25 protein-coding genes are annotated in these 25,004 nt (G+C 51.9%); all 25 read left to right on the top strand.

All coding sequences use genetic code 11. From position 1 onward, the window contains the following. Nucleotides 1–426: 426 nt before the first annotated feature. Nucleotides 427–1,158: a flagellar hook-basal body protein gene (locus tag AB1690_06570; protein MEW6014969.1), complete on the top strand. Its 732-nt coding sequence runs from the start codon at nucleotides 427–429 to the stop codon at nucleotides 1,156–1,158. A 23-nt stretch (nucleotides 1,159–1,181) separates the two neighbouring features. Next, complete coding sequence (flgG, locus tag AB1690_06565; GenBank protein MEW6014968.1) at nucleotides 1,182–1,970, top strand: flagellar basal-body rod protein FlgG; 789 nt, start codon at nucleotides 1,182–1,184, stop codon at nucleotides 1,968–1,970. A 13-nt stretch (nucleotides 1,971–1,983) separates the two neighbouring features. After that, nucleotides 1,984–2,676: a flagellar basal body P-ring formation chaperone FlgA gene (flgA, locus tag AB1690_06560; GenBank protein ID MEW6014967.1), complete on the top strand. Its 693-nt coding sequence runs from the start codon at nucleotides 1,984–1,986 to the stop codon at nucleotides 2,674–2,676. Nucleotides 2,677–2,683: 7 nt separating this feature from the next. Next, complete coding sequence (locus tag AB1690_06555; protein MEW6014966.1) at nucleotides 2,684–3,271, top strand: flagellar basal body L-ring protein FlgH; 588 nt, start codon at nucleotides 2,684–2,686, stop codon at nucleotides 3,269–3,271. A gap of 8 nt (nucleotides 3,272–3,279) precedes the next feature. Beyond that, nucleotides 3,280–4,413 (top strand): flagellar basal body P-ring protein FlgI, encoded by a 1,134-nt coding sequence (locus tag AB1690_06550; GenBank protein ID MEW6014965.1) that lies wholly within the window; start codon nucleotides 3,280–3,282, stop codon nucleotides 4,411–4,413. A gap of 1 nt (nucleotide 4,414) precedes the next feature. Next, entirely contained in the window at nucleotides 4,415–5,404 is a 990-nt protein-coding gene (locus AB1690_06545) for a transglycosylase SLT domain-containing protein (protein MEW6014964.1), read from the top strand. A 42-nt stretch (nucleotides 5,405–5,446) separates the two neighbouring features. Then, nucleotides 5,447–5,956 carry a flagellar protein FlgN gene (locus AB1690_06540; protein ID MEW6014963.1) on the top strand — a complete coding sequence of 170 codons (510 nt, stop codon included), beginning with the start codon at nucleotides 5,447–5,449 and terminating at the stop codon, nucleotides 5,954–5,956. Beyond that, nucleotides 5,956–7,350, top strand: a complete 1,395-nt coding sequence (gene flgK / locus AB1690_06535; protein ID MEW6014962.1) for a flagellar hook-associated protein FlgK — start codon at nucleotides 5,956–5,958, stop codon at nucleotides 7,348–7,350. The genes AB1690_06540 and flgK overlap by 1 nt, the downstream gene beginning before the upstream one ends. A 43-nt stretch (nucleotides 7,351–7,393) precedes the next feature. Continuing rightward, nucleotides 7,394–7,717: a carbon storage regulator CsrA gene (gene csrA, locus AB1690_06530; GenBank protein ID MEW6014961.1), complete on the top strand. Its 324-nt coding sequence runs from the start codon at nucleotides 7,394–7,396 to the stop codon at nucleotides 7,715–7,717. Between the two features lie 45 nt (nucleotides 7,718–7,762). Further along, entirely contained in the window at nucleotides 7,763–9,691 is a 1,929-nt protein-coding gene (flgL, locus tag AB1690_06525; protein ID MEW6014960.1) for a flagellar hook-associated protein FlgL, read from the top strand. A 25-nt stretch (nucleotides 9,692–9,716) separates the two neighbouring features. Then, a complete protein-coding gene (gene fliW / locus AB1690_06520) occupies nucleotides 9,717–10,202 on the top strand; it encodes a flagellar assembly protein FliW (protein MEW6014959.1) in 486 nt (161 codons plus the stop codon). Nucleotide 10,203: 1 nt separating this feature from the next. Continuing rightward, nucleotides 10,204–12,849 carry a tetratricopeptide repeat protein gene (locus AB1690_06515; protein MEW6014958.1) on the top strand — a complete coding sequence of 882 codons (2,646 nt, stop codon included), beginning with the start codon at nucleotides 10,204–10,206 and terminating at the stop codon, nucleotides 12,847–12,849. Between the two features lie 258 nt (nucleotides 12,850–13,107). Then, a complete protein-coding gene (locus AB1690_06510) occupies nucleotides 13,108–15,276 on the top strand; it encodes a flagellin (GenBank protein ID MEW6014957.1) in 2,169 nt (722 codons plus the stop codon). 219 nt (nucleotides 15,277–15,495) lie between these two features. Further along, nucleotides 15,496–17,832 carry a flagellar filament capping protein FliD gene (fliD, locus tag AB1690_06505; GenBank protein ID MEW6014956.1) on the top strand — a complete coding sequence of 779 codons (2,337 nt, stop codon included), beginning with the start codon at nucleotides 15,496–15,498 and terminating at the stop codon, nucleotides 17,830–17,832. Beyond that, complete coding sequence (locus AB1690_06500; GenBank protein MEW6014955.1) at nucleotides 17,829–18,266, top strand: flagellar protein FliS; 438 nt, start codon at nucleotides 17,829–17,831, stop codon at nucleotides 18,264–18,266. The genes fliD and AB1690_06500 overlap by 4 nt, the downstream gene beginning before the upstream one ends. Before the next feature lie 10 nt (nucleotides 18,267–18,276). Next, the gene (locus AB1690_06495) at nucleotides 18,277–18,729 is read left to right on the top strand and encodes a hypothetical protein (protein MEW6014954.1); all 453 of its coding nucleotides are present in this window, start codon (nucleotides 18,277–18,279) and stop codon (nucleotides 18,727–18,729) included. A 59-nt stretch (nucleotides 18,730–18,788) separates the two neighbouring features. Then, a complete protein-coding gene (locus AB1690_06490) occupies nucleotides 18,789–19,031 on the top strand; it encodes a hypothetical protein (GenBank protein ID MEW6014953.1) in 243 nt (80 codons plus the stop codon). 35 nt (nucleotides 19,032–19,066) lie between these two features. Then, nucleotides 19,067–19,960 carry an HDOD domain-containing protein gene (locus tag AB1690_06485; protein ID MEW6014952.1) on the top strand — a complete coding sequence of 298 codons (894 nt, stop codon included), beginning with the start codon at nucleotides 19,067–19,069 and terminating at the stop codon, nucleotides 19,958–19,960. Between the two features lie 103 nt (nucleotides 19,961–20,063). Next, nucleotides 20,064–21,104: a tRNA preQ1(34) S-adenosylmethionine ribosyltransferase-isomerase QueA gene (queA, locus tag AB1690_06480; protein ID MEW6014951.1), complete on the top strand. Its 1,041-nt coding sequence runs from the start codon at nucleotides 20,064–20,066 to the stop codon at nucleotides 21,102–21,104. 55 nt (nucleotides 21,105–21,159) lie between these two features. Then, a complete protein-coding gene (ispD, locus tag AB1690_06475) occupies nucleotides 21,160–21,855 on the top strand; it encodes a 2-C-methyl-D-erythritol 4-phosphate cytidylyltransferase (GenBank protein MEW6014950.1) in 696 nt (231 codons plus the stop codon). Then, nucleotides 21,839–22,348, top strand: a complete 510-nt coding sequence (gene ispF / locus AB1690_06470; protein MEW6014949.1) for a 2-C-methyl-D-erythritol 2,4-cyclodiphosphate synthase — start codon at nucleotides 21,839–21,841, stop codon at nucleotides 22,346–22,348. Before ispD ends, ispF begins: the two co-directional genes overlap by 17 nt. Further along, the gene (locus AB1690_06465; protein MEW6014948.1) at nucleotides 22,296–22,952 is read left to right on the top strand and encodes a VTT domain-containing protein; all 657 of its coding nucleotides are present in this window, start codon (nucleotides 22,296–22,298) and stop codon (nucleotides 22,950–22,952) included. Before ispF ends, AB1690_06465 begins: the two co-directional genes overlap by 53 nt. Beyond that, a complete protein-coding gene (locus AB1690_06460; GenBank protein MEW6014947.1) occupies nucleotides 22,942–23,973 on the top strand; it encodes a D-alanine--D-alanine ligase in 1,032 nt (343 codons plus the stop codon). The genes AB1690_06465 and AB1690_06460 overlap by 11 nt, the downstream gene beginning before the upstream one ends. Then, nucleotides 23,970–24,716 (top strand): HAD family hydrolase, encoded by a 747-nt coding sequence (locus AB1690_06455; GenBank protein MEW6014946.1) that lies wholly within the window; start codon nucleotides 23,970–23,972, stop codon nucleotides 24,714–24,716. Before AB1690_06460 ends, AB1690_06455 begins: the two co-directional genes overlap by 4 nt. Nucleotides 24,717–24,782: 66 nt before the next feature. Next, nucleotides 24,783–25,004, top strand: a 222-nt coding sequence (locus tag AB1690_06450; protein ID MEW6014945.1) for a peptidase M28, incomplete at its 3' end; no start/stop codon positions are given.

Genomic DNA, 25,004 nt, shown 5'->3' with positions numbered 1-25,004 from the left:
CCTGCTCTGATTTCCTTCCCCTGATAGAGCAAATAAGATGCGAGAGGCACAACTTTTTCCACGGGCATCAAAAGGACCGGCGCTGCGGCAGTAAACAGTTATGCAACAATATAATCAGCCTCGCCGGGGGAGACAAGTGAATTCTGCCCGGCGACTACGCCTATGAATTATACTGCATAATTTCAAATATCTCCGCCCCGGTTGACCTCTTAATAAGGCAGCTCCCAGCCATGTAATACTGGAACTATTCGCATCATTTTTCGGAATATTTTTCCCTCCTGGCAAGCTTTGAAACTTTTCATATCAAATCTAACACTTTAGATAATAGTCATAATATAATGTAATACAATATGATATAAATCGTTTGACGGCACTTTCATCCGATGGCATAGCGGTTGCATTCAAGCCTGTCGGAGAAAAAACGTCATGATTAAAGGTCTATATCGTTCTGCCTCGGCAATGGTGCCGAGGGTCAAGATGCAGGAAATCACGGCTAACAACCTGGCTAATGCTTCTTCGCCTGGATTCAAACGCGACCAGCTATTCACGCGAGAGCTCTCCCGCGCTCAGGCTAAGCAGATGCCGCGCAAGTCCGACTGGGAAACGCCGATGATTGACCAGGTTTATACCGAATTCGAAGCCGGTACTCTTGAGAAGACCGACAACCCCCTCAACCTGGCTATCGAAGGAGACGGCTTTTTTGTCGTCGAAACGGAGTCCGGCGAAACTGCCCTGACCCGTTCCGGCATTTTCAGCGTCAATCCCGCCGGTTTTCTGGTCAATGGCGAGGGGCATCGTCTCTTGAGTGACGGAGGACCGATTGCGGTCGGTGACGGCGCTCTTTCGGTTGCCGAGTCCGGTCAGGTCGAAATTAACGGCTCGCCGGTCGGCACACTTCGAATAATGACCCTGCCCGACCGTCAGCTCCTCAAAAAAATCGGCGACAATGAATTTGTCGCGCCCGAGGATATCGAGCCTGTTGCCGCTCTCAATTATGCGGTGCGGCAGGGGTATCTCGAGGCCTCCAATGTCAATGCCATTAGAGAAATGGTCAATATGATTATCTCCTTTAGAAATTATGAGGCTGACGCCCAGGCGCTCAAAACGCAGGATGAATCGCTGGAAAAACTAATCGACAATGTCGGCCGCGTTCGATGAATGAATATCAGTGAGGTGAATTTATGATAAAAGCCATGCGAACTGCCGCCTCCGGAATGGTGGCGCAACAGATGAATGTCGATAACATCGCCAACAATCTTTCCAACGTCAATACCACCGGCTTCAAGAAAAGCAAGATTGAGTTTCAGGATGTGCTGTACCAGAACTTCCGAAAAGCCGGCACCGCTACCGCCGTTGGCACCGCTGCCCCGACCGGTCTGGATATCGGTTACGGCACTCGCGCCGTTGCCACTGTCCGCGAATTCTCGGTCGGCAATCTGCAGATGACCGGCAATCCTCTCGACTTGGCTATCTCCGGCGACGGTTTCTTTCAGATTCAGATGCCCGATGGCACCATCAGCTACAGTCGCGACGGCGCCTTCAAAGCCTCCGCCGACGGGCGAGTCGTCACTTCCGACGGCTTCTTTCTCTTTCCCGAGATAACCATACCGGAAGACGCCACCTCGGTTGCCGTTAGTATCGACGGTGATGTTTCGGTGCTGCTGGTCGGCAATGATGAGCCGCAGTCTATCGGACGAATTGAACTGGCGCGCTTTATCAATCCGGCCGGTTTGGCTGCCGTCGGTCACAATCTCTACAATCCGACCGCGGCATCAGGAAGCCCCATTGTCGGGGAACCGACCCAGGACGGCTTGGGGAAAATAGACCAGGGGTATCTGGAATTGTCAAACGTCGACGTGGTCGATGAGATGGTCAATATGATTGTCGCCCAGCGCGCTTACGAAATCAATTCCAAAGTCATCCAAACCAGCGAGGATATGACTCAAATTGTCAATAATCTGAAACGATAGGACCGGTTTTTAAATGAAAGATAAATGGATTTATCTGTTAAGTCTCCTTTCGCTACTCTTGACATTGAATGTCGCCGCCAAAAGCGACGTCGAGAAAAGCCTCATCACTTTCGTCCAGGAAAAGTATCAGCTCGATACCGCCCGGACTCAAGTGGAGATTGACCGCCTCGCGATTCCGGTCACTCTGGGCGATTACGACAGCCTGCAAATTACCGCTCTTTCCACCGCGCCTCCGCGCGGCACCCTGCCGCTGCAAATCGAATTCATTCGCGGCGGCGCCCCGGTCGCCCGCTGCCAGGCGCGCCTCAAGATTTCTTACTTCGATACCGTTCTCACCGCCGTCTGCCGTATCAAACGGGGCGAAGCGCTCACCCCCGGGCAGTTCACTCTTCAGAGACAAAACGTCACCTCTCTGACCGAAAAACCGCTCACCTCCTTTGCCTCTCTGGAAAATAAAGCCGCCCTCCGCAACATTAATATCGGGCAGCCCTTGCTGGAAAACATGCTCGAAGATATCCCTGATATCAGACCGGGGCAGGAGATTCAAATCAAATACAATTCGGGAGCGCTGTCGGTCTCAGTAATCGGCGTCGCTCTCAGCAAAGGCCATATCGGCGAAACCATAAAAGTCCGCAACAAACAAACAGGAAAAATAATCAAAGCCGTCGTCATCGATTCCGCATCGGTGGCGCTTGCCCAACTGTGAGGAATTTATGAATATCCGAAAGATTCTCTTTTTCATTTTAATACTGCTGCTTCTGCCCTTTGGGCTGCGCGTATGGTCCGGCGACTTCGGAAGAGCCAATTCGCTCTATACCGATATCAAAGCCAACCGGGTCGGCGACCTGCTGACTGTCCATATATATGAAGCCTCCAATGCCAGCAGTCAGGCGGAAACCAAGACAGAGAAAAACGGCTCCTATTCCACCGAGGGGGGACCCGGCATCGGCTCCCTTGATTTCATTCCCCTCTTTGGCGCTTCGGGAGAACACAGCAATTCCTATGACGGCAAAGGGGAGAACCTCCGTCAACAGACCCTCCGCGCCAAAATGTCGGTCACCGTAATCAGCGTCAAAGACAACGGCGACCTGGTCGTCAAGGGTAGCCGCACCGTCGGAATCTCCAAGGATAAAGAAACTATGACCCTTACCGGTGTCGTTCGCCAGAAAGATGTTCGGCCCGACAACAGCGTCGATTCCTATCTGATAGCGGATGCCGAAATCAACTACACCGGACGCGGCGCCACGAATAACGCCAGCCGTCCGGGACTCATCGCCCGCTTCTTCAACTGGCTCTTTTAGGAGTTGTTATGGGAAAAATATACTGTCTCAGAATCTCACTGCCGTCGCTGCTACTGCCCATTTTGCTTCTGGCTTTTCAACTCTTTCCGCCGGAGAGCGAGGCGGCGGCGCGCATTAAAGATATCACCCGCATTCAGGGCGAAAACGAGTTTGATCTGATGGGGTACGGCTTGGTCATCGGTCTTGACGGCACCGGCGACAGCAAAGGAACCCAATTCACAGTCCAATCGCTCGCCAACATGATGCAGCGTCTCGGACTAACCGTGGAGCCGGACAAATTGAAAATAAAAAATGTCGCCGCCGTCATTGTCACCGGGAAAATCAGCTCCCACCATCAGATCGGAGACAAAATTGACGTCACCGTCTCCTCTCTGGGTGATGCCACCTCTCTGCAGGGAGGAATGCTTCTTTTCACCCAGCTGGCGTCATCAAACGGTGAGGTTTTCGCCGTAGCCCAGGGACCGGTCTCTATCGGCGGCTTTAATGTACAGGTAGAAGACGGCAATAAGATTATTAACAACTACACCCTGGTCGGACGTGTCCCCGGGGGCGGCTCAATTCAGAGAACTCTTGAAAGCCAGGCCGCCAACAATGAACTGAATCTTTCCCTCCAGATTCCCGATTATTCTACCGCCGCCCGGATTGCCCATATGATAAATTCCAAATATGGTGTTGTCGCCTTTGTCGATAACCCCGCCATCATCCGCATAATCGTTCCCGACTCGCTCTCCTACCGAAACGAGCGGGCACGCTTCATCGCCGATATCGGCGCCATGATGATTGAGCCGGACCAGGTGGCGCGGGTCGTCATCAATGAACGCACCGGAACCATTGTCGCCGGTTCCCATGTGAGCATTGCGCCGGTTGCAATTGCCCACGGTAATATCACCGTCAATATTCAATCGATGCCGGTCATCTCGCAGCCGGAGCCATTCTCTCGCGGTGAGACCGTAGTTGTCCCCGAATATCAGATTTCCGTCGATAATGAAAAAGCTCGTGTCATTCATCTGGAAGAATCCGTATCGCTGGCAGATGTCGCCTCCGCTCTCAACAAAATCGGCGCCGCTCCCCGCGATATCATAGCCATCTTTGAAGCCCTGCGCCAGGCGGGCGCTCTGCGAGCCGAACTGGTGATTATCTAAGATGCGTATCGGCGCCCCTATATTTCGTCTGCCCCCGGCTTCTCCCCAAAGCCCCATTTCCATTAAGGGGGAGACCAATCTCGAGGTGGAAAAGAAAAAACTGTTTCAAACCGCCAAAGAATTGGAATCGCTCTTTCTTTACCATGTTCTCAAAGCGATGCGAAGCAGCATTCCCCGAGCCGATAATGAATCCGCCCTGGCTCTGGGAGGAGGTATGGGGAAAGATATTTTCACTCAAATATTTGATGAGGAACTGGCAAAGAGAATCTCCGGCAACGGCGACCGAAGTCTCGCGGCGATTCTCTATCGCAATCTCGAAAAGTCGCTGGAGCGCAGTCACGCCGCTCCGGAAACGGTTACACCGCCGACCGAAACCCCGTCCTTTCCGGTCAAGCAGAATCTGCCGGTAAAACCGTATCTCCAGCTTGAATCCTCGCCCGATACGGCTGCTTCATCGCCGCTTCCGCCGAAAATGACCGGCGCTTTAAATCCTTCGCCAATTACTAACCGCCAGAGCCAGGCGCCGGCAGCGCCGACGGAAGGAATTAAGTCGCTTCGCCCCAGGGATAATGCTTTTTCAACTGTTGATAATGAATCTATGGGTCGCTTCGGCGAACTGATAATTCGCGCTTCCGCCAAATACAAACTCGACCCGCAGCTTCTCTCCGCCGTCATTGATGCCGAATCGGGCGGCAATCCTGATGCCGTTTCCCCGGCCGGAGCCAAAGGTCTGATGCAGCTTATTGATTCCACCGCGGCTGAGATGGGTGTCAAGGATTCCCTGAATCCTGAAGAAAACATCGAAGGAGGCGCCCGCTACCTGAGAATTCTACTGGATACCTTCGGCGACCTCAAAAAAGCGCTTGCCGCCTACAACGCCGGACCGGCTACCGTGAAAAAATATGGGGGAATCCCGCCATACCGCGAGACCAAAAACTATGTCGACAAAATTATGAAATGCCTGCGGTCTATACAGGAGCCGGCGCAATAAATATATGTGCTAAAGGAATTTCGCTAAATGCCGAAAGATTTTATGACAGAAAGTTCAATTTCTGAACTGGTGCAACAGTTGATTGAAATCTTAAAAAGGGAAGCGTCCCTGTTTGAAACATTCCTGGCTCTGAGCGCCAGGCAGCAGGCAGCGCTGGTAAAAAACGACCTCAACGACCTGAACGCCGCCACCGAGCTGCTTCGGGAGAAAGTTGTCGAAGCCAACCTCGCCGCAAAAAAGAGGGAAGAACTGATAAGGAATATTTCGGCAGATATGGGAAGTCGCGAAAGTCTTACTATTACCAAACTGATGCAAGCGGTATCCTCGGGGCAGGCCGAGACTCTCGGCACACTTCGCCATACCCTTCTGGATTTTCAACAGAAAATCGCGAAGATAAATTCTCAGAACGAAATGCTTATCAATCATTCCCGCGACAATATTATAAAAACAATGGAACTCCTGGCGCGCCTGAGCGCCAATGATAAAAGCTATGTCAATGACGGCAAGCCGTCGGCGACGCAGACCAGTTTAACCCTGGATAGGAGAGCCTGATGGCCGGTCTATTCGATGGCTTGGAGATGGGGAAACGAGCCCTTTCCACCCACCAGTTGTCCCTGAACACGGTCGGGCATAATATCTCAAACGTTAATACTCCCGGCTACACCCGGCAACGGGTCAATACCACTACGACTTATCCGCAAAAAATCCCTTCCGGCCTGGTCGGCACCGGCGTCAAGGCGGTCGATATCGTCCAGATACGCGACCTCTTCTTGAACCGGCAATTCCGCGAAAACAACAAAGCCCTCGGTCAATGGACCTCGATGGAGAAAACTCTGACCCAGATCGAATCGATTTTTACCGAACCTAACAAAGATTCTCTGAGCGACCTCCTCGACCAGTTCTGGACCTCCTGGTCCGATTTAGCCAATAATCCCGAGTCCATGGCGGCGCGCACCGCCCTGGTGGAGCATACCAATCTCCTCACTAGCGGATTCAATCGCCTGTACCGGCAGATGTCCGACCTCTCCAAGAGCGTTGACAATGATGTCGTCATGACCGTCCAGAAGGTCAATGACCTCGCCGAGGAAATCGCCTCGCTGAACCAGCAGATTGCCCGCGCCGAACTGGGAGGACAAAAAGCCAATGACCTGCGCGATAAGCGCGATCTGCTTATCGATGAACTCTCGCAGTATGTTGATATCAATTCCGTCGAGCAAAAAAATAATACGGCAACTGTCTATATCGGTTCTCTGGCAATCGTCGAAGGCGTTACCTCCTTTAAAATCGGAACCCGCAAGACCGTCGCCGGCGAAACTACCGCCAGCGCTATCGTCTGGGCCGGAACAACCAAAGAAATAAAAAATCTCAATGGAGAACTTCTCGGGATGGTGGAAACCCGCGACCGCATTCTCCCGGATTATATGGCGAAACTTGATGAAATGGCGCAGGCCCTTATCTCTCAGGTAAACAGCCTGCATCAGACCGGTTTCGGTCTGGATGGCTCCACCGGGCTTAACTTCTTTGACCCGCTGAAAAACGGCGCCGCCACTATTGCCATCAATTTCAGCATTGCCAGCAATGTTAACAAAATCGCCGCTTCTCAGGGCGGAGAAGTCGGCGACAATCTCAATGCCCTGGCTGTCGCCGACCTGCGGTACTCCCAGGTATTGAGTCGCGGCACCGCCACCTTGAGTGAGTTTTATAATTCCCTGATCGGCGAACTCGGAATCGATTCGTCCAAAGCGCAGGGCTTAAAAGAAAATTTTGAATTGCTCTTAAATCAAATTGAAAATGCGCGGCAGGCAGTGCAGGGAGTCTCGCTTGATGAAGAGATGGCGCAGATGATAAAATTCCAGCATGCCTTTGATGCCGCCGCCAGGGTAATTACGACCATGGATGAAGCCCTGGTAACTGTCATCCAGGATATGGGTCTGGTTGGCAACTAAGAGAGGATTTAGTCCTGAACATTAACTGGCCACGGAGGGTATTTTGTTAATTCTGACAAGGAAGTTAGGGGAGTCCATAACCATTGGAGATGATATCAAGGTTACGGTGCTGGGGGTCTTTGGCCGCCAGGTTCGAATCGGAATCGATGCGCCTCCGCGCGTGGTCGTCCACCGCGAAGAAATATACGTAAAAATCCAGCAGGAAAACCGCAAAGCGGCAAAGTCGGTAAAACAGGACCTGGCTACCGTGGTAAAACTGCTGAAGGATAAGATATCCGGCGACTCCCGCAAGAAAAAGAAAACCCCGGATATCAAGTACAAGAAATCGCACCCCAAGCCGCCTCTGGATGAGAAAAAAGGAGAATGAAACTTCCGCCACGGCGAAGTTTTTTATGAAAGAAATGGGACGCCGATGAGAGTTACTTCTAAAATGATTAACGACCAGGTCATTTACAACCTGAATCGCTCCCTCTCCGGTTTCATGCGCTTGCAGAGCATGCTTTCTACCGGGCGAAGAATCAATACTCCTTCCGATGACCCTATCGGTACACAGAAAGACCTGTCATACCGCAAGGTCCTGACCGAGATTGCTCAATTCAAGAAGAATACCTCCTCCGGTCTGACCGTGCTTTCGACTTATGATACTTTGATGGGCGATATGAAAGATGCCGTTTCCTCCGCCTACGAAATCGCCGTCGCTCTTTCCAACGACACCTATGACGCCACCGCCCGGACCGGCGCCGCCACCGAAGTCGAATCCCTGTTTCGTCAAATGGTTGACCTGGCGAATACCCAGCTGGAAGAGCGCTATATCTTCTCCGGATTTAGAACGCAGACTAAACCGCTGGTAACCTCTTCTAATGGTGTCGAATATGTCGGCGACCAGGGCATTTTCCAGGTCGAGGTGGAAGCGACCACCAAAATGAGCATCAATATGTCCGGTTCCGACCTTCTCTTCCGCCGACTTTCGGCTCTGGGGGAAGATGCCGATCTCAAAATCGGAGTGGATGCCGCGACCCTTCTTGCCGACCTGCATCTCGGCAGCGGCATCGACCAGATCCCCGGCACCTTCACCGTCACCGACAACAATCTCGGCATTCAAATCACTGTTGATGTCAGCGGTGCTGTTACTCTCAATGATGTCGTCACCCAGATAAATTCGCAACTGACCGCCGGCGGCATTAGTAATCTTACCGCTGATTTTGGCCTGGAAGGGAACAACCTCCGCTGGGTTTCCGTACCTAATGGTCTGGTGTCAGGCGGCACACTCCTTTCCAATCTGAACCAGGGAAGCGGTGTCGATATGTCCTCCGGTAAAATAGCCGTGCATACCGGCGACAATTCCACCTACATCGAAATTGACCTCTCCGGCGCCTCTGATATTAATGACGTCCTTAATACCATCAATACCACTCTTGCCGCGCGGGGAGTGAACAACGTTACCGCATCTCTCAATGCCGCCGGCACCGGCATCGATATTACCGATTCCAACGCGATACCGCTGGGACTGCGGGTAGATGACGTCTCTGCCGTTAGTCGGCTTGCCGCCGACCTCGGCATTGTCGGCGCCATCAATCCTGTCCTTGCCGGAAGCGACCTCAACCCCCGTCTCGATTTCACCGTCGCGGAATCGCTTGCCGGCGAAACCACCGCTGCTGACCTGGGACTGCTCGGCTCATCATTCATCTCGTTGAGCGGCCAGTCTCTTGAGACGCGCCTGACCATGAATACTCCTTTAAGTCTTCTCAATAATGGTCTCGGCTTCGATTTGGGACAGGTTAAAATCACCAAAGGACGCTCCATGGCATATTTCGACTTCGGCAACTCCGCCTACAACACGGTCGGTGATATTATTAACGCTCTCAATGCTACCGGCATCGATATGACCGCCTCCATCAATGCCGCTCAGACCGGAATTCAGATCGTACCTGATGACAATAACAGCACTTTCATTATAGAAGAACTCGATGGCGGCCGCACCGCCCATCAGTTCGGCATTTTCGGCTCCTCGGACCTGCTCGGCTCCATGCTGGTTCTGGTGCGCGCCCTCCAGACCAACGACCGCGAGGTCACCGGCGCCCTTATCGATAATTTGAATGATGGTATGCAGCTCCTTTTGGAGAATCGCGCCTACGTCGGCGCCAAAGTGAAACGGCTCGAAACCACCACTGTCCGCCTGGCGCAGCTGGAAAACAATTTCACCGCTCTGTTGAGCGAAGTCGAGGATGCCGACCTCACCAAAACCATCAGCGACCTCTCCATGAAAGAAAATGCTTATCAGGCGGCTTTGATTGCTTCTTCCAAAATTATCCAGCCGTCTTTATTGGATTTTTTGAAATAGGGAATTTAAGATAAAGGTTTTTCCGATGAAAATCACATCACTCAGGTTTGGAACTCTCGAAATCCCCGAGGATAAAGTCATCAGTATGCCGAAACCGATTCTCGGATTTGAGCATCTGACCCGCTATTGCATTATCGAGCGGGAAGACAGCGAGCCTTTCCTCTGGTATCAGTCGGTCGAGGACCCCTCCGTCGCCTTCATCGTCGTCAATCCCCTTTTCTTCTACCCCGAGTATCGGATTGAAGTCGCTCCCAAGGAGATTGAGGAACTCAAAGTCTCCGACGTTCGCGCCGTTGAGACTTACGTTATCGTAACCATACCGGCTGACCCCCGACAGATGACCGCCAATCTTCAGGGACCGATTCTAATCAATACCGAAACACGCCTGGCAAAGCAGATGATACTGGTTAATTCCGACTATCGCGTCAAGCATTTTATCCTCGGTCCTGCCGAGCGCAATGAAATGGAAACAGAATCTCATCTGGAGCGCGAGGCGCCGGTAACTGTTTGAGATGACCGCCGGAAAGAAAAAGAAATCAGTGCGGCGCGCCGCCGGCAAAGTCACCCGCCGTTCCTCCGGCCGGAAAACCGCCGCTCTCAAAGGGGAGTCGAAATCCGATATTATCTCCCGGCTCAAAGAGGCGCTCCGCCTGTATCAAGAAAAAGACTTTGAGGCCGCCTACCGTATCTGGAGCGAATTGGAATTCGCCGCACAATCCAATGAGTGGCAGGCAGAGTATTGCCGTCTCGGCTCCTTTCTGCTTGCCCACAAGGGTCGCTTTGTCGAATCCGAACAAAACGCCCTCCGGGGGCTTGAACTGGCTCCCGATAATCTCGATTTTCACTTCGCCCTGGCATATATATATCTAACTCTTCGCGATTACGGAAAATGTATTCGCCATGCCCATGCTTATCTGGAAATTCCGCAGCGCGCTAAATCCTCTTTCTGGAGCGCCCCGGATGAGTATCTCATTTATAATTATCTCGGCACCGCCCTGCAGGCTCTCGATGATTTAGTGGAAGCCGAATCCGCCTTCCGCAAGGCGATAGAACTTGCCCCGTCGTACCACCATCCCTATGTCAATCTGGCAAATCTCTATATCCGCGCCCGCAAATTTACCGAAGCGGAAAGTCTGATTAAAGCGGGATTGCAAAAATGCTCCCAGGTGCAGGAGCTGCGTCTCCTCAAAAAATCTCTGGAAACTCGCGCCACCGTATCCGCCTGCCTGATTGTCAAAAACGAAGAGGAATTTCTCCCTAACTGCCTGGAGTCAATTCGCAGCTGGGTCGATGAAATCATCGTGGTCGATACCGGCTCCACCGACCGCACCGTCGAAATCGCCCAGTCTTACGGGGCAAAAGTATTTCATCAGGCATGGGAAAATGATTTTTCCAAAGCCCGCAATTTCTCCCTGGCTCAAGCGACCAAAGAATGGATATTCATTATTGACGCCGATGAAGAATTTGTCGCCGATGATATTCCCCTTATTCGCCAGGTCATGGCGCAAAACCAGTACCGTCTGATTTCTATCAATGTCTATAACGTCAACCGGGAAACCGGCGATGTGACCTCTTTTCTCCCCTCATACCGTCTCTATCGCCGAGAGGCCGGCTTCCATTATGACGGCATCGTTCATAATCAGTTGAAATATCCCTCCGATGAACCGGCCCTGCGGGTCGGTATCCGGCTCAAACATTATGGCTATAGTCTCTCTCCGGAAAAAATGAAACAGAAGCTCTCCCGGTCGCGGGCGCTTCTGGAGCAGCAGATTGCCGAAAACCCCCAGGACCCGTATCCCCATTTCAATTATGCCCAGCTTTTGCGCGGAACCGGCATCAATCTCGACAGGGAAACCTGCGACCTCATAATCAAACATGCTTCCCAGGCGGTAGCCATGACTGCCGGCGTTGACAAATATATCCATGTCCATCTCATGTCCCTGCATCAATTGGTTACCACCTGTCTTTGTCTCAAAGAATATGAAAAAGCCGAAGAATACTGCCATACTGCGCTGGCTATCAGAGCCGATTACCTTGATGCCGTTATGTCGCTGGGGCATGTTTACACCCATATGCGCCGTTTCCCCGATGCCCGAAAATATTTCGAGAAATATCTCGATTTGCAGGCGCGCTATGATGAATCCCAGGAGAAATCAAACCTGATTCTGCTTTACCTGCGCGCCCGCCATGTCGCTTATTATGGCTTGGGATTGATTGCTCAGGCGGAAGGCAATAGGGAAGAGGCGTTCAAAAATTATTTCAAGGTGGCATCAGAATACGGCCGTTACCTCGACACTTATCTGCGCCTCGCCCGCATCGCTCTTGAAGGTAATCAGCCTGCCGCCGCAATTGAGTTTTCTCAGCAAGAACTGCAGTGGCACCCCGATTCCGCTTTGGCTAAAGTCTATCTGGGCGAGTCCTGCGCCGGTCTCAATGACCAGCCTAAAGCGGTCGAATATTTTAACCAGGCATTGCAGAGCGATTCCAGCAATCCCGAGGTCTATGAGCGCGCCGGCTGTTTCTTCGCCAACGTTGGCAGAGTCGATATCGCCCTGTCTGCCTTCAGAAAACTAAACTCCCTCGTCCCCGATTATCCGGCCGGCCTGAAACTGCAGGCACGAGCTGCTTTCGACGCCCAGGACTATGCCACCGCTATTAGTTCCTATGAAAGATTGCTCGAAATCGCGCCCCCTGAACCGGAACTGCTTAACGACATCGCCAATTGCTATTATCGCCTTAATGATTTTGATAAGGCGGAAATGTATTATCAACAGGCGCTCGCCGGTGGCGCCAATCTTGCCATTGTTTACCGCAATCTTGGTTTGGTCAAAATGAAATCAGCCAAACTGGAAGAAGCCTTTTCTCTTTTTGAAACTTACCTGAAAGCGGCTCCCGACGACCACGAAATCCAGCTTGCCACCGCCGCCCTTGCCGTCAAATCAGGCCGCTTTGCTGATGCCATATCGCTTTATGAAAAATACCTCAAAATCAATCCGGGTTCTGTTGAGGGGCTCTTTGGAATCTCGGAATGCTACTTCAATCTGGGGCATATCGATTCTGCCACAATAGGTTACAATCAAGTGCTCAAGCTGAATCCCGATTTCCAGCCGGCCCGCGAACGTCTGCGGCAAATCAGCGCCGTTGGCGCCCCAGTCTAATCAATTACTCAATATCCCCGTCAAATTCGACCATTTTGCTCCCCCGGCTTAAGTTTTGACCACTTCTGCCGATTAAATCTATCATGAAAATGTGCCTTTATCAGGCTTAAACTTTAATGTAATCACGGGGAGGTGCATAACACAAAATTCACTTTCACTGCAATAGGAATGGTGACATCGGATGTGGTCCTTTTGTCGGACCGATTATTGTGTGCAGGGTAAGGATACCCTCTGAACAATTCAAGGAGGAAATGACAGATGTCACTCCGCATCAACAACAACATTGCCGCAATAAATGCTCACCGTAACCTGGTGCTGACTACTTCCAGTCTTTCCAAGACCATGGAAAAGCTGTCGTCCGGTTACCGGATTAACCGCGCCGCCGATAACCCGGCCGGTCTGGTTATTTCCGAGCAGTTCCGCGCCCAGATCGCCGGCTTGAATCGTGCCATTGACAACTCCGAAGGGTCAATCAACATGATTCAGACCGCTGAAGGCGCCCTCACCGAACTGAACAACCTCTTGATCTCCATGAGAGAGCTGGCCATTCACGCCGCCAACGAAGGCTTCAATGATGCCAATCAGCTGGCTGCCGACCAGGCCGAAATCGACAATGCTATCAAGACCATTGACCGCATTGCCGCCAACACCCAGTTCGGTACCAAGAAACTTCTTGATGGCAGCAAAGCCAACATTGCCACCATTACCACCTCCAATTCTTCCCTGGTGACAATTAAAGAGAGCTTCCTCTCCACCGGCTCACATTCTATCTCTGCCACCAAGACATCCGATTCCACCGCCACTCTGAATACTTCCTCGCTCGGGCTTACTCTCGACACCACCGTCGTCCCGTATAACCTGACCGAAGGTATTCATAACCTCGACGTCATCCAGGCTTCCGCCGGCGCCATCAAGAGTTCCGGTGGCATCGACCTGACCGACGCTTTTGGCAATGGAATTACGTTTGCCGCCGCCGCTACCTCGGCCCAGATCACTTCTGATGCCGCTATCGCGGCTGACGCCGTCGCGGCTAATGCCGGCAATTATTCCGTCGTTCTCAACTATCAGGAAAATGGCGAAGCCGTTACCGGCAGCCAGACCCTGACCGTAGCGGTTGCCTCCGGCGACACCCTGACTGATATCGTTGCCGCCTGGAATTCCGCTATTTCCAACAACGCCTCGCTGGTTGGCAAGATTGAAGTTGCCACTACCGCGACTGATGAAATCCAGTTCCGCAGCGTCAACACTGGCGCCCAGTACTCCGTAGCTCTGAGCGGGTTCACTTCCACCGCCACCACCGACTGGTTCTCCTTCTCCGCCACTGATTCCCGCGGTTCTTCGGCGAACGAACTCAACTTCACCGTCGTCGATTATAAGAACCCCACCGGCCACACCGCCACTATCGCCATCACTGCCGGAACCTACAGCTCCATGAGCAGCCTGATTACGGAACTGAATACCCAGTTGACCACCGCTCTCGGCACGGCCGCTACCGCCGTCAACAATCTGACCGCCAGCCTCGTCGGCACCAATCAGATTCGTTTTGCCACCGCCGATGAAGGCAGTGACTACAGCGTCCAGTTCAACAATACCGGGACCTCCACCGGCGACGCCATGCATATACTTGAACTGAGCCGCGACACCATCGCCAACGCCGGCACCGATGCTCTTGTCAGCTTTGACGGTTATACCACGGCCGTTACCGCTGTCAACTATTCTTCCACCCGTGACATCGTCATCGGCAACAAAGCCGACGGTCTCACCGGAAGAGGCACCATCGGTCTCACCGTGTCAACCGCCTCCAATGGACTCAACCTTGGCAGTCTCCTTCTGAACGTTACTGCCGCCCGTTTTGATGTCCGCCTTGATGCCGGTCCCTCGACCTCCGTCACCGCTGGTGTTGACACTATGGTCTTCAACGCCGACCGCACCGAGTCGCTGAAGCTGAATATCGCTCTCACCTCCAACGGCGGAACCGAGACCATCAACAATACCGACCAGTCACTGGTCTTCCAGATTGGCGCCAATGTGGGCCAGACCGCCAAAATCGGTCTCCCCAACATGTCCGCTTCTTCGCTGGGCCGCAACCTTGCCGGCAACATGTTCACCTCGCTGGCGCAGATCAATGTGACCACCGTTCAGGGAGCTCAGGATGCTCAGTCCGTTATCGACCGCTGCATCGATGAAGTCTCCACCTCCAGAGGTACCCTCGGGTCATTCCAGAAGAATACTCTGGAATCCAACCTGCGCAACCTCCGCATTGCCTCGCAGAACCTGACCGCGTCAGAGTCCAATATTCGCGACACCGACATGGCGAAAGAGATGTCGGAATTCGTGAAATATCAGATTCTGCTCCAGGCCGGTACCGCGATGCTTGCCCAGGGCAACCAGGTTCCTCAGGTCGTCCTCTCGCTGTTCGGCGCATAAGTCGTCTAATCGCTTTCCGGCGGGGTATTCAGCCCCGCCGGAACGCTTTCCCCAACCGTTCATATATCATCCTTACCCGGCTCGTCCCCTTTAGATATTCTGATTTTGTCCGATAATCTAATAGATGTCTCCGATGCCGAATTTTGCCGTGTCGCAAACTCGAATATCGGATAAACATAAGTTAAACCGGCGGCACAAAGCCGCATTATAGGAGTCTTTATGCCGGGACTGCAATCTATTCAGGGTCTCGCTTCCAATCTTGATATCGATTCTATAGTAAATACCATTATTGAAGCGGAGCGACGGCCGGTCGCTCTTCTGGAAGCCGATCAGGAACTCAAAACCAAGCAGGTTGCCGCCTATCAGGCGGTTGCGGCAAAATTCCTCGCTCTCAAATCTCATCTCGCTACTATGCTTCGCCGCGCCTCCTTCGAAAAATACAACATCCGTGTTTCTGATGAATCCGTCCTTTCCGCCACCGCCAGCGGTTCCGTCGCCGATGGCTCCTACGCCCTGCGCGTCCTCTCCCTGGCGACCAACCACCAGATCGCCACTCATGGCTTCGATTCTCCCTCAGCCACAACTTTCGGAACCGGAACCTTGCAGATTTCTGTTGGTGATGCCAGCCCCCGGACCATCAATATTGAAGCCGGCAAAAACTCTCTATTGGGAATAAAAGATGCCATAAATGCCGCCCGTATCGGCGTCACCGCTTCCATCATTAACGACGGCACCGCTTCCAAACCATATCGTCTGATTCTGACCGCCGATAAAACCGGGCTCAAAAACTCCATTAATATCAGCCAGTCCTTAACCGGAGGGGAGAGTCTTGATTTTTCCACTGCCATCTTTGATAACCCCGAGGAGATAATCTCTGCCACCGGTTCCTCCTCTGCCATAACGCTTGGCTCCTCGGCTGTTTATACCGGCGCTACCAATAAAACCTACACTTTCACCGTTGCCGGCAATGGCTCTCAGACAATAGGCACCGATAATATTACCGTCAACTGGACCGATGGCGCCAACTCCGGCTCCATTCTGGTAACTCAGTCCGATACCGAGTATGAATTGACCGGTAACGGCTCCGATGGCTTGCGCCTGCAGTTTTCCGCCGGAACTCTAAACGCCGGCGACACCTTCCAGGTCAGCACCTTTGCGCCACTTCTGCAATCGGCGAATGATGCTCAAGTGGCAATCGGCGGCAACGGCTCCGGTTCCCCTATCGTCGTCAGCTCCGCTACCAATACTTTCACTGACCTCATTCCCGGCTTGAGACTCGACCTCAAAAAAATCAGCGACCCCGGCTCAACCATCAGTATTCAAACCTCCAAAGACACCTCCTCGGTCCGCAAACTGATAGATGATTTTATTGCCAAATACAATGACGTCATGGATTTCATTGATGAGCAGAACACCTATAATCAGGATACCAAAGAGTCCGGCGTCCTTTTCTCCGATTTCTCGCTGCAGGTCATGCAGTCTTCGCTCCGCACCACCGCAACTTCCGTCATCGCAGGCCTCACCGGCGGCAGCAGGAGCCTCGCTTCGTTGGGCATTCGCTCTAACATGGATGGCCGTCTGGCGGTGATGAATTCCGCTACTCTGAACGACGCCATCAGCAGCAACTTTGAAGATTTCCTCAAGGTCTTCATCGATTCCGGGCAGTCGTCTTCATCCTTCATCGAGTTTATCTCGGCCGGAACTAAGACGGTCGATGGCCAGAAATACGATGTCGATATCACTCGCGCCGCCACCAAAGGATTCTTCCAGGGAACCAATATTGCCGACCCCTCCCTGACGCCCCTTACACTGACAGAAACCAACAATATGCTCAAGCTGCGGGTTGACGGCGTTGTCTCCAATGATATCGTCCTGACCCCGGGCATCTATTCTTCCGGTGATGACCTTGCCACGGAACTTCAGACCCGCATTGATGCTGATTCCAAAATCAAAGCCCTTGGTGTTCGGGTCGAATGGGTCAATCTCGGCGAAACCGGCTATCTGAAATTGACCAGCGGCTCTTATGGCTCCACCTCCAAGGTCGAAATGTACACCTCGATTGCCAACAGCGCTTTCGCGACGCTCGGTCTTGCCAACGGACTGGTCAATCCCGGACTGGATGTCGAAGGGACTATCAATGGCGAAACCGCTACCGGCTCGGGGCAGATTCTAACCGGAAATGAAGGAAATCGAACCACCGACGGTCTCAAACTCAAGATTACTTTGGAGAATTCCAGCCTCGTTAATGGCGCCGAAGGCTCTATTACCCTGGCCAAGGGAATTTCCTCCCGTCTGGACAAGGTTCTCGATAATATTACCAAGAGTATCGATGGCTCCATCGCCCGCCGCACCACCGCCTTGAATAATCAAATCGATAATATCAAAAAGCAGATAGAAGACTATGATGAGCGGCTGGCGGCTCGCAAAGAGAGTCTATACAGACAATTCTTGGAGATGGAGAGCGCTCTTTCGGAATATCAGGCGCAGGGCGCATATCTCGAATCGCAACTGGCAAATCTCTCCAACCTCTTTTCCGGGAAAAAGAAGGAATCATGAACCAAAAGGTGCAAAGTTATCTCGCCGCCGATACTCTCGGCAAATCGGTGCCGGATCTCATTATCAAAGTCTATGATGGCGCCATCAATAATATTTCCGATGCTTCCCGCTTCTACCAGAGCGACGAACTCACTCGCGGTTACGACGCCCTGGAGAAAGCCAAACGGTTCATCGTGCATCTCTACACCACCCTCGATATGGAAAAGGGCGGTGAAATTGCCGACCGCCTTTCTAAACTATATGTCTTCATTCTGGAGCAGATTAACATTGCTCAGGCAACCGGCAATCAGAAAGTCATGGAAGAATCGATGGTAATACTCAAGAATATCCGGGAAGGTTGGAGTCAGCTGGCGGAACAGACGCGGAAAAAACCGGATACGGCCGAAACACTCCCCGGACCGCCGTCCGGAGCTAACCTCTCCTTTTCAATTTAAGAGGACTGTTATGGAATACAACCAGATCACCCAGCTCGAGCGCGAATTAGTTTTTGTCCTGAAAGAGGAATATTCCTTTTATCAGTCTCTTTATATCCTTATCGATAAACAGCGCGATATAATCAAATATGAGCGTGACGAAAAACTGCTGGAGTCGTTTACCGAGATGGAGCGATGCCATCAGAGAATCATGCAGTCGGAACAGAAAATAGCCGCCCTGCGGGAGAAAAACCCCAAGCTGTTTCAGATTGCTGCGGCTGCCCCTGAAGTCAAGAAACTGGTCAACAGCATTGTTACCCTTGTCAAAAAGAACATCGACCTGGTCAAAGAAAACGAGGATTTTCTCAAGAGCCGTCACGACCGTATTAAATCCGAACTTAAAGAACTTCGCAATAGTCATAAGATATTGCGGTACATAAGGGAAGTGGAGCCGGCGCCAATCTTTGTGGACGGCCAGAATTAGATAAAACGTTCTTAAATTCAAGCGCCACCTCGCCGATAGGATTAGTAGAGGTACTACTTATGAGCATAGGAACAACTGATAGTGTAAGGCAACCTGCAGGCGTCTCCGAGCCGGGCAATAACCGCGAGTCGCTTAAACTGGAAAAATTGAAAGCCATCAAAAAAAGAATCGCCAGCGGATTCTATAACCGACAGGATATCGTGGAAAAATTGGCGGAAAAACTGACCGATGCCCGTGAACTCGCCTCCCACTGCTTTGAGATTCTGCCGGCTAAACCGCTCGATGCCGCGCCGTCGCCCTGAACAGCATGACTAATCTTTAACTCCGGTGATACTGTATGCCGACTGCAACCATGACCTCCCTTGAAAATCGCCTGACCCAGGTGATTAACGGTATCCGCAACCTCCCTACTCCGCCCATCGTCTTTCAACAGATTCAAAAAGTAATCAACGACCCGGAAACATCTGTCGGCGACGTCGCCTCCATCCTCTCCGAAGACCCGGCCATGTCCGTCAAAGTTCTTAAGCTGACCAATTCCGCCTTTTATGGACTCTCCCGCGAAATCGACTCCGTTAAACATGCCGTAATGATTATCGGCTTGGAGGCGGTCAAAAATCTTGTCCTTTCCGCTTCCGTTCTCAATATGTTCAAAGCCAATGACGGCAATAAAGAGTATCATGAAAGTTTCTGGCGACATTCCCTCGCCAACGCCTTTGCCGCGCGAATCATCGCCTCCAAACTCCGTCGCGGTAAGCAGTTCAATCCTGACCCCGGTTTCTCCTGCGGCTTGATTCACGATATCGGCAAAATGATTTTCTGCTGTTTTATGCCCCGCGAACACAAGGCTATCACCGAATATCAAAACGCCCATCCCGATATGCCGGAACTCGAAGCCGAAGTCGCCGTCCTCGGATTTACGCATGCCCAGATGGGACGCCAACTGGCAATTACCTGGAAACTGCCGGCCCGCATGGCTGATGCCATCGGTTATCATCATAACCCCGATATCGAAAACGGAAGCGATGGTTTTGCCTATCTCATTAATCTTGCCGATTATATCGCCCTCTCCGCTTTCCCGGTCGACAACCTCGAAAGAAATCTGCCCGACCTCTATCCGGCAACGCGCCAGTTCTTTCAGATTGATGACAATGAAATCGAACTGCTCAAAGCCGCCCTGTTTGAAGAATATATGAAAGCCGAGACTTTCATGAAAATCGCCGGTGTCAGCTAACTCACACTTCATCATCCCGACCCGACACCCTGTCCTTTTTTATTGCAATCATCCGTTTATTCCGATATCGTATCTCTCAAGTAAAACTGCTTAAAGGTACAGCATGGAATTATCTCTTTTTGATTACAATCTCCCGGAAGGGTATATCGCTTATTTTCCCGCCAAACGGCGTGATGCCGCCCGTCTGATGGTCTTAGACCGCCATACCGGCCAGGTGTCGCACCAGAAATTCCCCGAAATTGTTAAATATATAAATGCCGGCGATGCCCTGGTCATCAATGACACCAGAGTCTTCAAAGCGCGTCTCTATACCCGCCGGGAATCGGGAGGTAAAGTCGAGATTTTCCTGCTCAATGAATTGAAAGAGGCCGGTAAAGCAGTCTGGGAGGTGTTAACCCACCCGTCACGGCGAGTCAAAGAAGGGGAGAAGCTCTATCTTGACCAGTCAAAAACGGTCGAAGTTCTGCAGAAAAAAGAAAATGGCAAGACCCTGGTCAAATTCTCGTCGGTAGCCGAGGCCTCGCGCCTCATTTCCAAATATGGGCATGTCCCCTTGCCGATTTATATCCATCGCCCCGACCAGAAAAGCGATGAAAACCGCTATCAGACTGTATATGCCGACGAGAAAAAAGCCCGCGCCGTGGCTGCCCCTACCGCCGGACTTCATTTTACCAAAGCGATTCTCGAGAAATTGCAGAAGAAAGGTGTCAAAATCATCCCGATAACCCTCCATGTCGGCTACGGCACATTCAAGACTATAAAGACCGACAACATCGATGAGCATACGGTTGACCCTGAATTCGCCGAAATCTCCAAAACCGCCGCCAACGCCCTGAATAAAGTACGTAAGTCTGGCGGTAAAATCTATGCCGTCGGCACCACCGCTGTCCGAACACTGGAATCAGCCCCTGTCGTGGAGGGCTTAATTCAGCCGTACGCCTCCGCCACCGACCTCTATATCAAGCCGGGGTATCAGTTCAAACTGGTTGACCGCCTCATTACCAATTTTCATCTCCCCAAATCATCCTTGATAATTCTGGTCGCCGCCTTGGCCGGGCGGGAAACTATCCTTAACGCCTACCGCATCGCCGTCGAGGAAAAATACCGCTTCTACAGCTATGGCGATTGCATGTTGATTCTCTGATTCCGTCTGCAATTTTATATTTATCTACCGGGCATATCTTCTTATATTTCTGCCTATGAAAACAACGGCGTTAATTGTCGCCGGCGGAAAAGGGACCCGTCTCGGCGGTACTGTTCCCAAACAGTTTCGCAATCTGCGGGAACGCCCTCTTCTGGCTTGGACCATTCACCGCTTTGAGCAGGCTCCCTCCATATCCGAAATCGTTCTGGTGGTTCCGGAAGAGTTCCTTCTTTTCGCCAACGAGAACGTTGTCAATCGCTTCCCTTTTAAGAAAGTCTCCAAAGTGGTCGTCGGCGGCGCCAGCCGTGAAGAATCTGTTCGAAAAGGTCTGGCGTCGCTGTCCTACGCCACCGATTTCGTTGCTATTCACGACGGCGCCCGTCCTTTGGTCAACGTGGCTGATATCGAAAAGGTCGTCGCCATCGCTCAGAAAGAGCGCGCCGCCATCCTGGCGCGGCCTGTCTCCGACACGGTTAAGAGGGTCGAAGGCGATTTTATTCTCAGTACCCTCGACCGCGCCAAACTATATCTCGCCGAAACTCCCCAGGTCTTCCAGTACGACCTGATAATGTCGGCTCACAAGATGGCTCCTCCGGCGCGAGAGGCTACCGATGACGCCTATCTGGTCGAACTTCTTGGATTCAAAGTGAAGACAGTCGTCCCCCAGGGTTTGAACTTCAAGATTACCACCGAAGATGACCTCTCTGTAGCGGGCTATCTTCTGCAGAAGGCAAATGAAGCCGGATTTTAAAATCGGAATCGGATATGACGTCCATCAGTTGATGGTCGGTCGCCCCCTGGTACTGGGGGGAATTATCATCCCCCATCACCGCGGTCTTTTGGGACATAGTGATGCCGATGTCCTCTTGCATGCCATCGCTGACTCTCTGCTCGGAGCGGCCGGGCTCGGTGATATCGGCGCTCATTTCCCCAATACCGACCCGGAATACAAAGATGTCGCCTCTACCAGGATTCTGGCGGAAGTCTTCAAATTGATTGTCAAAGAGGGGTATCAGGTCGGCAACGTCGATGCCGTTATTATCGCCGAGCAGCCCAAAATCAGCCCCCATATCCCGGCAATGAAAGGAAAAATCGCCCGCATCCTTCTTATCGATGAAAAATCAGTCTCCATCAAGGCGACCACCAACGAACGTCTCGGCTTTGCCGGAAGGGAAGAGGGTATTGCCGCTATTGCCACCTCGCTTATCTATATCGACCATGGAACAGTCGCTGGAACTGATTAATCAATTCCTGGACCGGCTCTTTGCCTATGGTCCCTTCTGGATTTACCTCACCCTCTTTCTGGCTCTTTTCATCGAAAATATATTTCCCCCCTTTCCCGGCGATTTCTTCACCCTCGCCGGAGGCGCTCTGGCAGCGGCCGGACGGCTCAATATCTTCCTGGTCTTTTTGCTGGTTTACCTCGGCGGTATCCTTTCGATTCTACTCCTTTACCAGCTGGGGTACTCATACGGCAGAGATTTCTTTATCCGAAAGAACTTTCGTTACTTCAACACCGCCGATATCGACCGGCTCGAAATCTGGTTCCGTAAAAGGGGCGCCTGGCTCTTGATACTGAACCGCTTCATCGTCGGCGCCCGCGCTGTTATTGCCGTCGTCTCCGGAATCGGTCGCTATGATAGAACCAAAATGATTCTATTCATCTCCCTCTCCTTTTTTATTTTTAACGGCATTCTTCTCTTCGGCAGTTATATTTTTGTTGTCAATTTCGACACCATCGCCGAATATTACAGGGTCTATGAAAAAACTGTCTGGCCCATTATTTTCGCCTTGTTAATCACGTTTATCTTATTCAAGATTGTCAGGACTAAGAAAAATGAAAAATAAACTCAAAATTCTGGTGCTGGCCGGCGGGCTTTCCGAGGAGCGGGAGGTCTCTCTCTCTTCGGCGCGGGCGATTACCGAAGCCTTGCTCAAGAATGGCCACGATGTCAAAGCTATCGATTCCGCCGGCGGACGCTCGCTGCTTGGGCCTGATGGTCACTTTCTCCTGCATAGGGATGACTCCTCTCTTTCCAAAATCGCCCTTACGGAGAATCCCTCCCTTGCCCTCACATCATCCCTTTCTGCTGACGAATACCGCCAGATTGACATCGTCTTTTTGGCTCTTCACGGCGGCGCCGGCGAAGATGGCACCATTCAGGCGTTACTTGACCTGGCGCAGAAGAAATATACCGGCTCGGGGCAACTGGCGTCCGCTATTGCCATGAACAAAGCCTTTGCCAAGAAACTTCTTAAACAGGAAAAAATTCCCACCCCCCCCTGGCTGTTGCTTAAGGCGCTTCCCGGAGACGATTTCGCGCCGCATCTTAAGGCTATTAAAAGCAAATTCTCTTTACCCATTATAGTCAAGCCAAATAACTCCGGTTCCACCGTCGGATTAACCCTGGTCAAGAAACCAGAAGAGATTGTCGTCGCTCTGAAGAAGGCAGCCGAAGTCAGTTCCGAAATCCTTATTGAGAAATATATCAGAGGGCGCGAGATCACCTGCTCTATCCTTAATGGCAAACCGCTCCCGCTGGTCGAAATCATCCCCTCCCATGAGCTCTATGACTACCAGTGCAAATATACCAAAGGCAAATCGCAATATATCTGCCCCGCTAAATTACCCGCCAGACTGGCTGCCAGGATTCAAAAACTTGCCGCCCGCGCTTATGAAATTATCGGATGCTCCTGCCTGGCACGCGCCGATTTTATTTTAAGCCGACGGAACCAACCATACTTCCTCGAGGTTAATACTTTACCCGGCATGACCGAGCTGTCTTTAGCGCCAATGGCGGCACGCCAGGCCGGAATTAGTTTCGAAGAATTGGTTGATATAATTGCTTTCGCCGCATTGAAAAAATGACCGCTGACCGAAAATTTGATGTTAAAGGTGTCATATTCGACCTCGGCTCCACTCTTATCGAGTATGAAACCATCCCCTGGGACCAGCTCCATCTCTTGAGCCTGCAGGAAGGATACAATTTTCTTCAGGAGAAACGGTATCCAATTCCCAGCCGCGAGCAGTTCGAGCGCAAGTTTGAGGAAGTGCGTGACCGGTACCGCGCTCTCGCCCGGGAATCTCTCAAAGAATGGGTCATCACCGATGCCATCTCCGACCTCTTGCATGCCGTCGGCCTTGACGGCGGTCCGCAACTGGCGCGCGATTTCTTCTCCGTATATTATCGCCTGCAGAGTGACGGTCTGGTTATGTTCGATGATGTCCCCGCCACCCTCCAATCTCTTCGGGACCGGCGCTTCCGCATCGGCCTGGTCTCCAATACAATCTATCCGGCGGAATACCATCTGCGCGAACTGAAACGTTTCGACATCCTGAAATACTTCGACTTTACCATCTTTTCCTCCGAATTTGGCTATCGCAAACCGCATCCCTCTATCTATGAAAAAGCGGTCGCCTTGTCCGGATATCCGGCGTCTGAACTCCTCTTTATCGGCGACCGATTTCTGGAAGATGTCGAAGGTCCCGCCGCTGCCGGCTTACATTCTATTCTCAGGTTCTGCGAAGGTCGCGAGTATCCCCAGCCGCTTCCTGACAAAATTGTCGTCATCAATTCCCTGTCGGAACTCCTGTCGCATCTCAAGGATTGAATTGACATTCTCAATCGGCTGATTATATTTATCCCTTTAAATTCTGGAAAATCAAAAGGAAGACTAATGGACCAAACCGAACTGCTGCTTCAAGAAATCACCGATGCCCACGGCGTTCCCGGTTATGAAGATGGCGCCCGTGCCGTTATGGCTAAGTATCTCCAAAAATTCTCCGAGGTCAGTTACGACAAACTTGGCTCTGTCGTCGGACGCAAAATCGGCTCCGCTCCATCACCGCGCGTTCTTATCGGCGGACATCTCGACGAAGTCGGCTTCATGGTAAAAGAG

Source organism: Candidatus Zixiibacteriota bacterium, assembly GCA_040753495.1.
In the GTDB taxonomy this organism is placed as follows: Bacteria; Zixibacteria; MSB-5A5; order GN15; family PGXB01; genus DYGG01.
The sequence above is the reverse complement of the archived record's forward strand: the minus strand, read 5'-3'. Positions and strand labels throughout refer to the sequence as shown.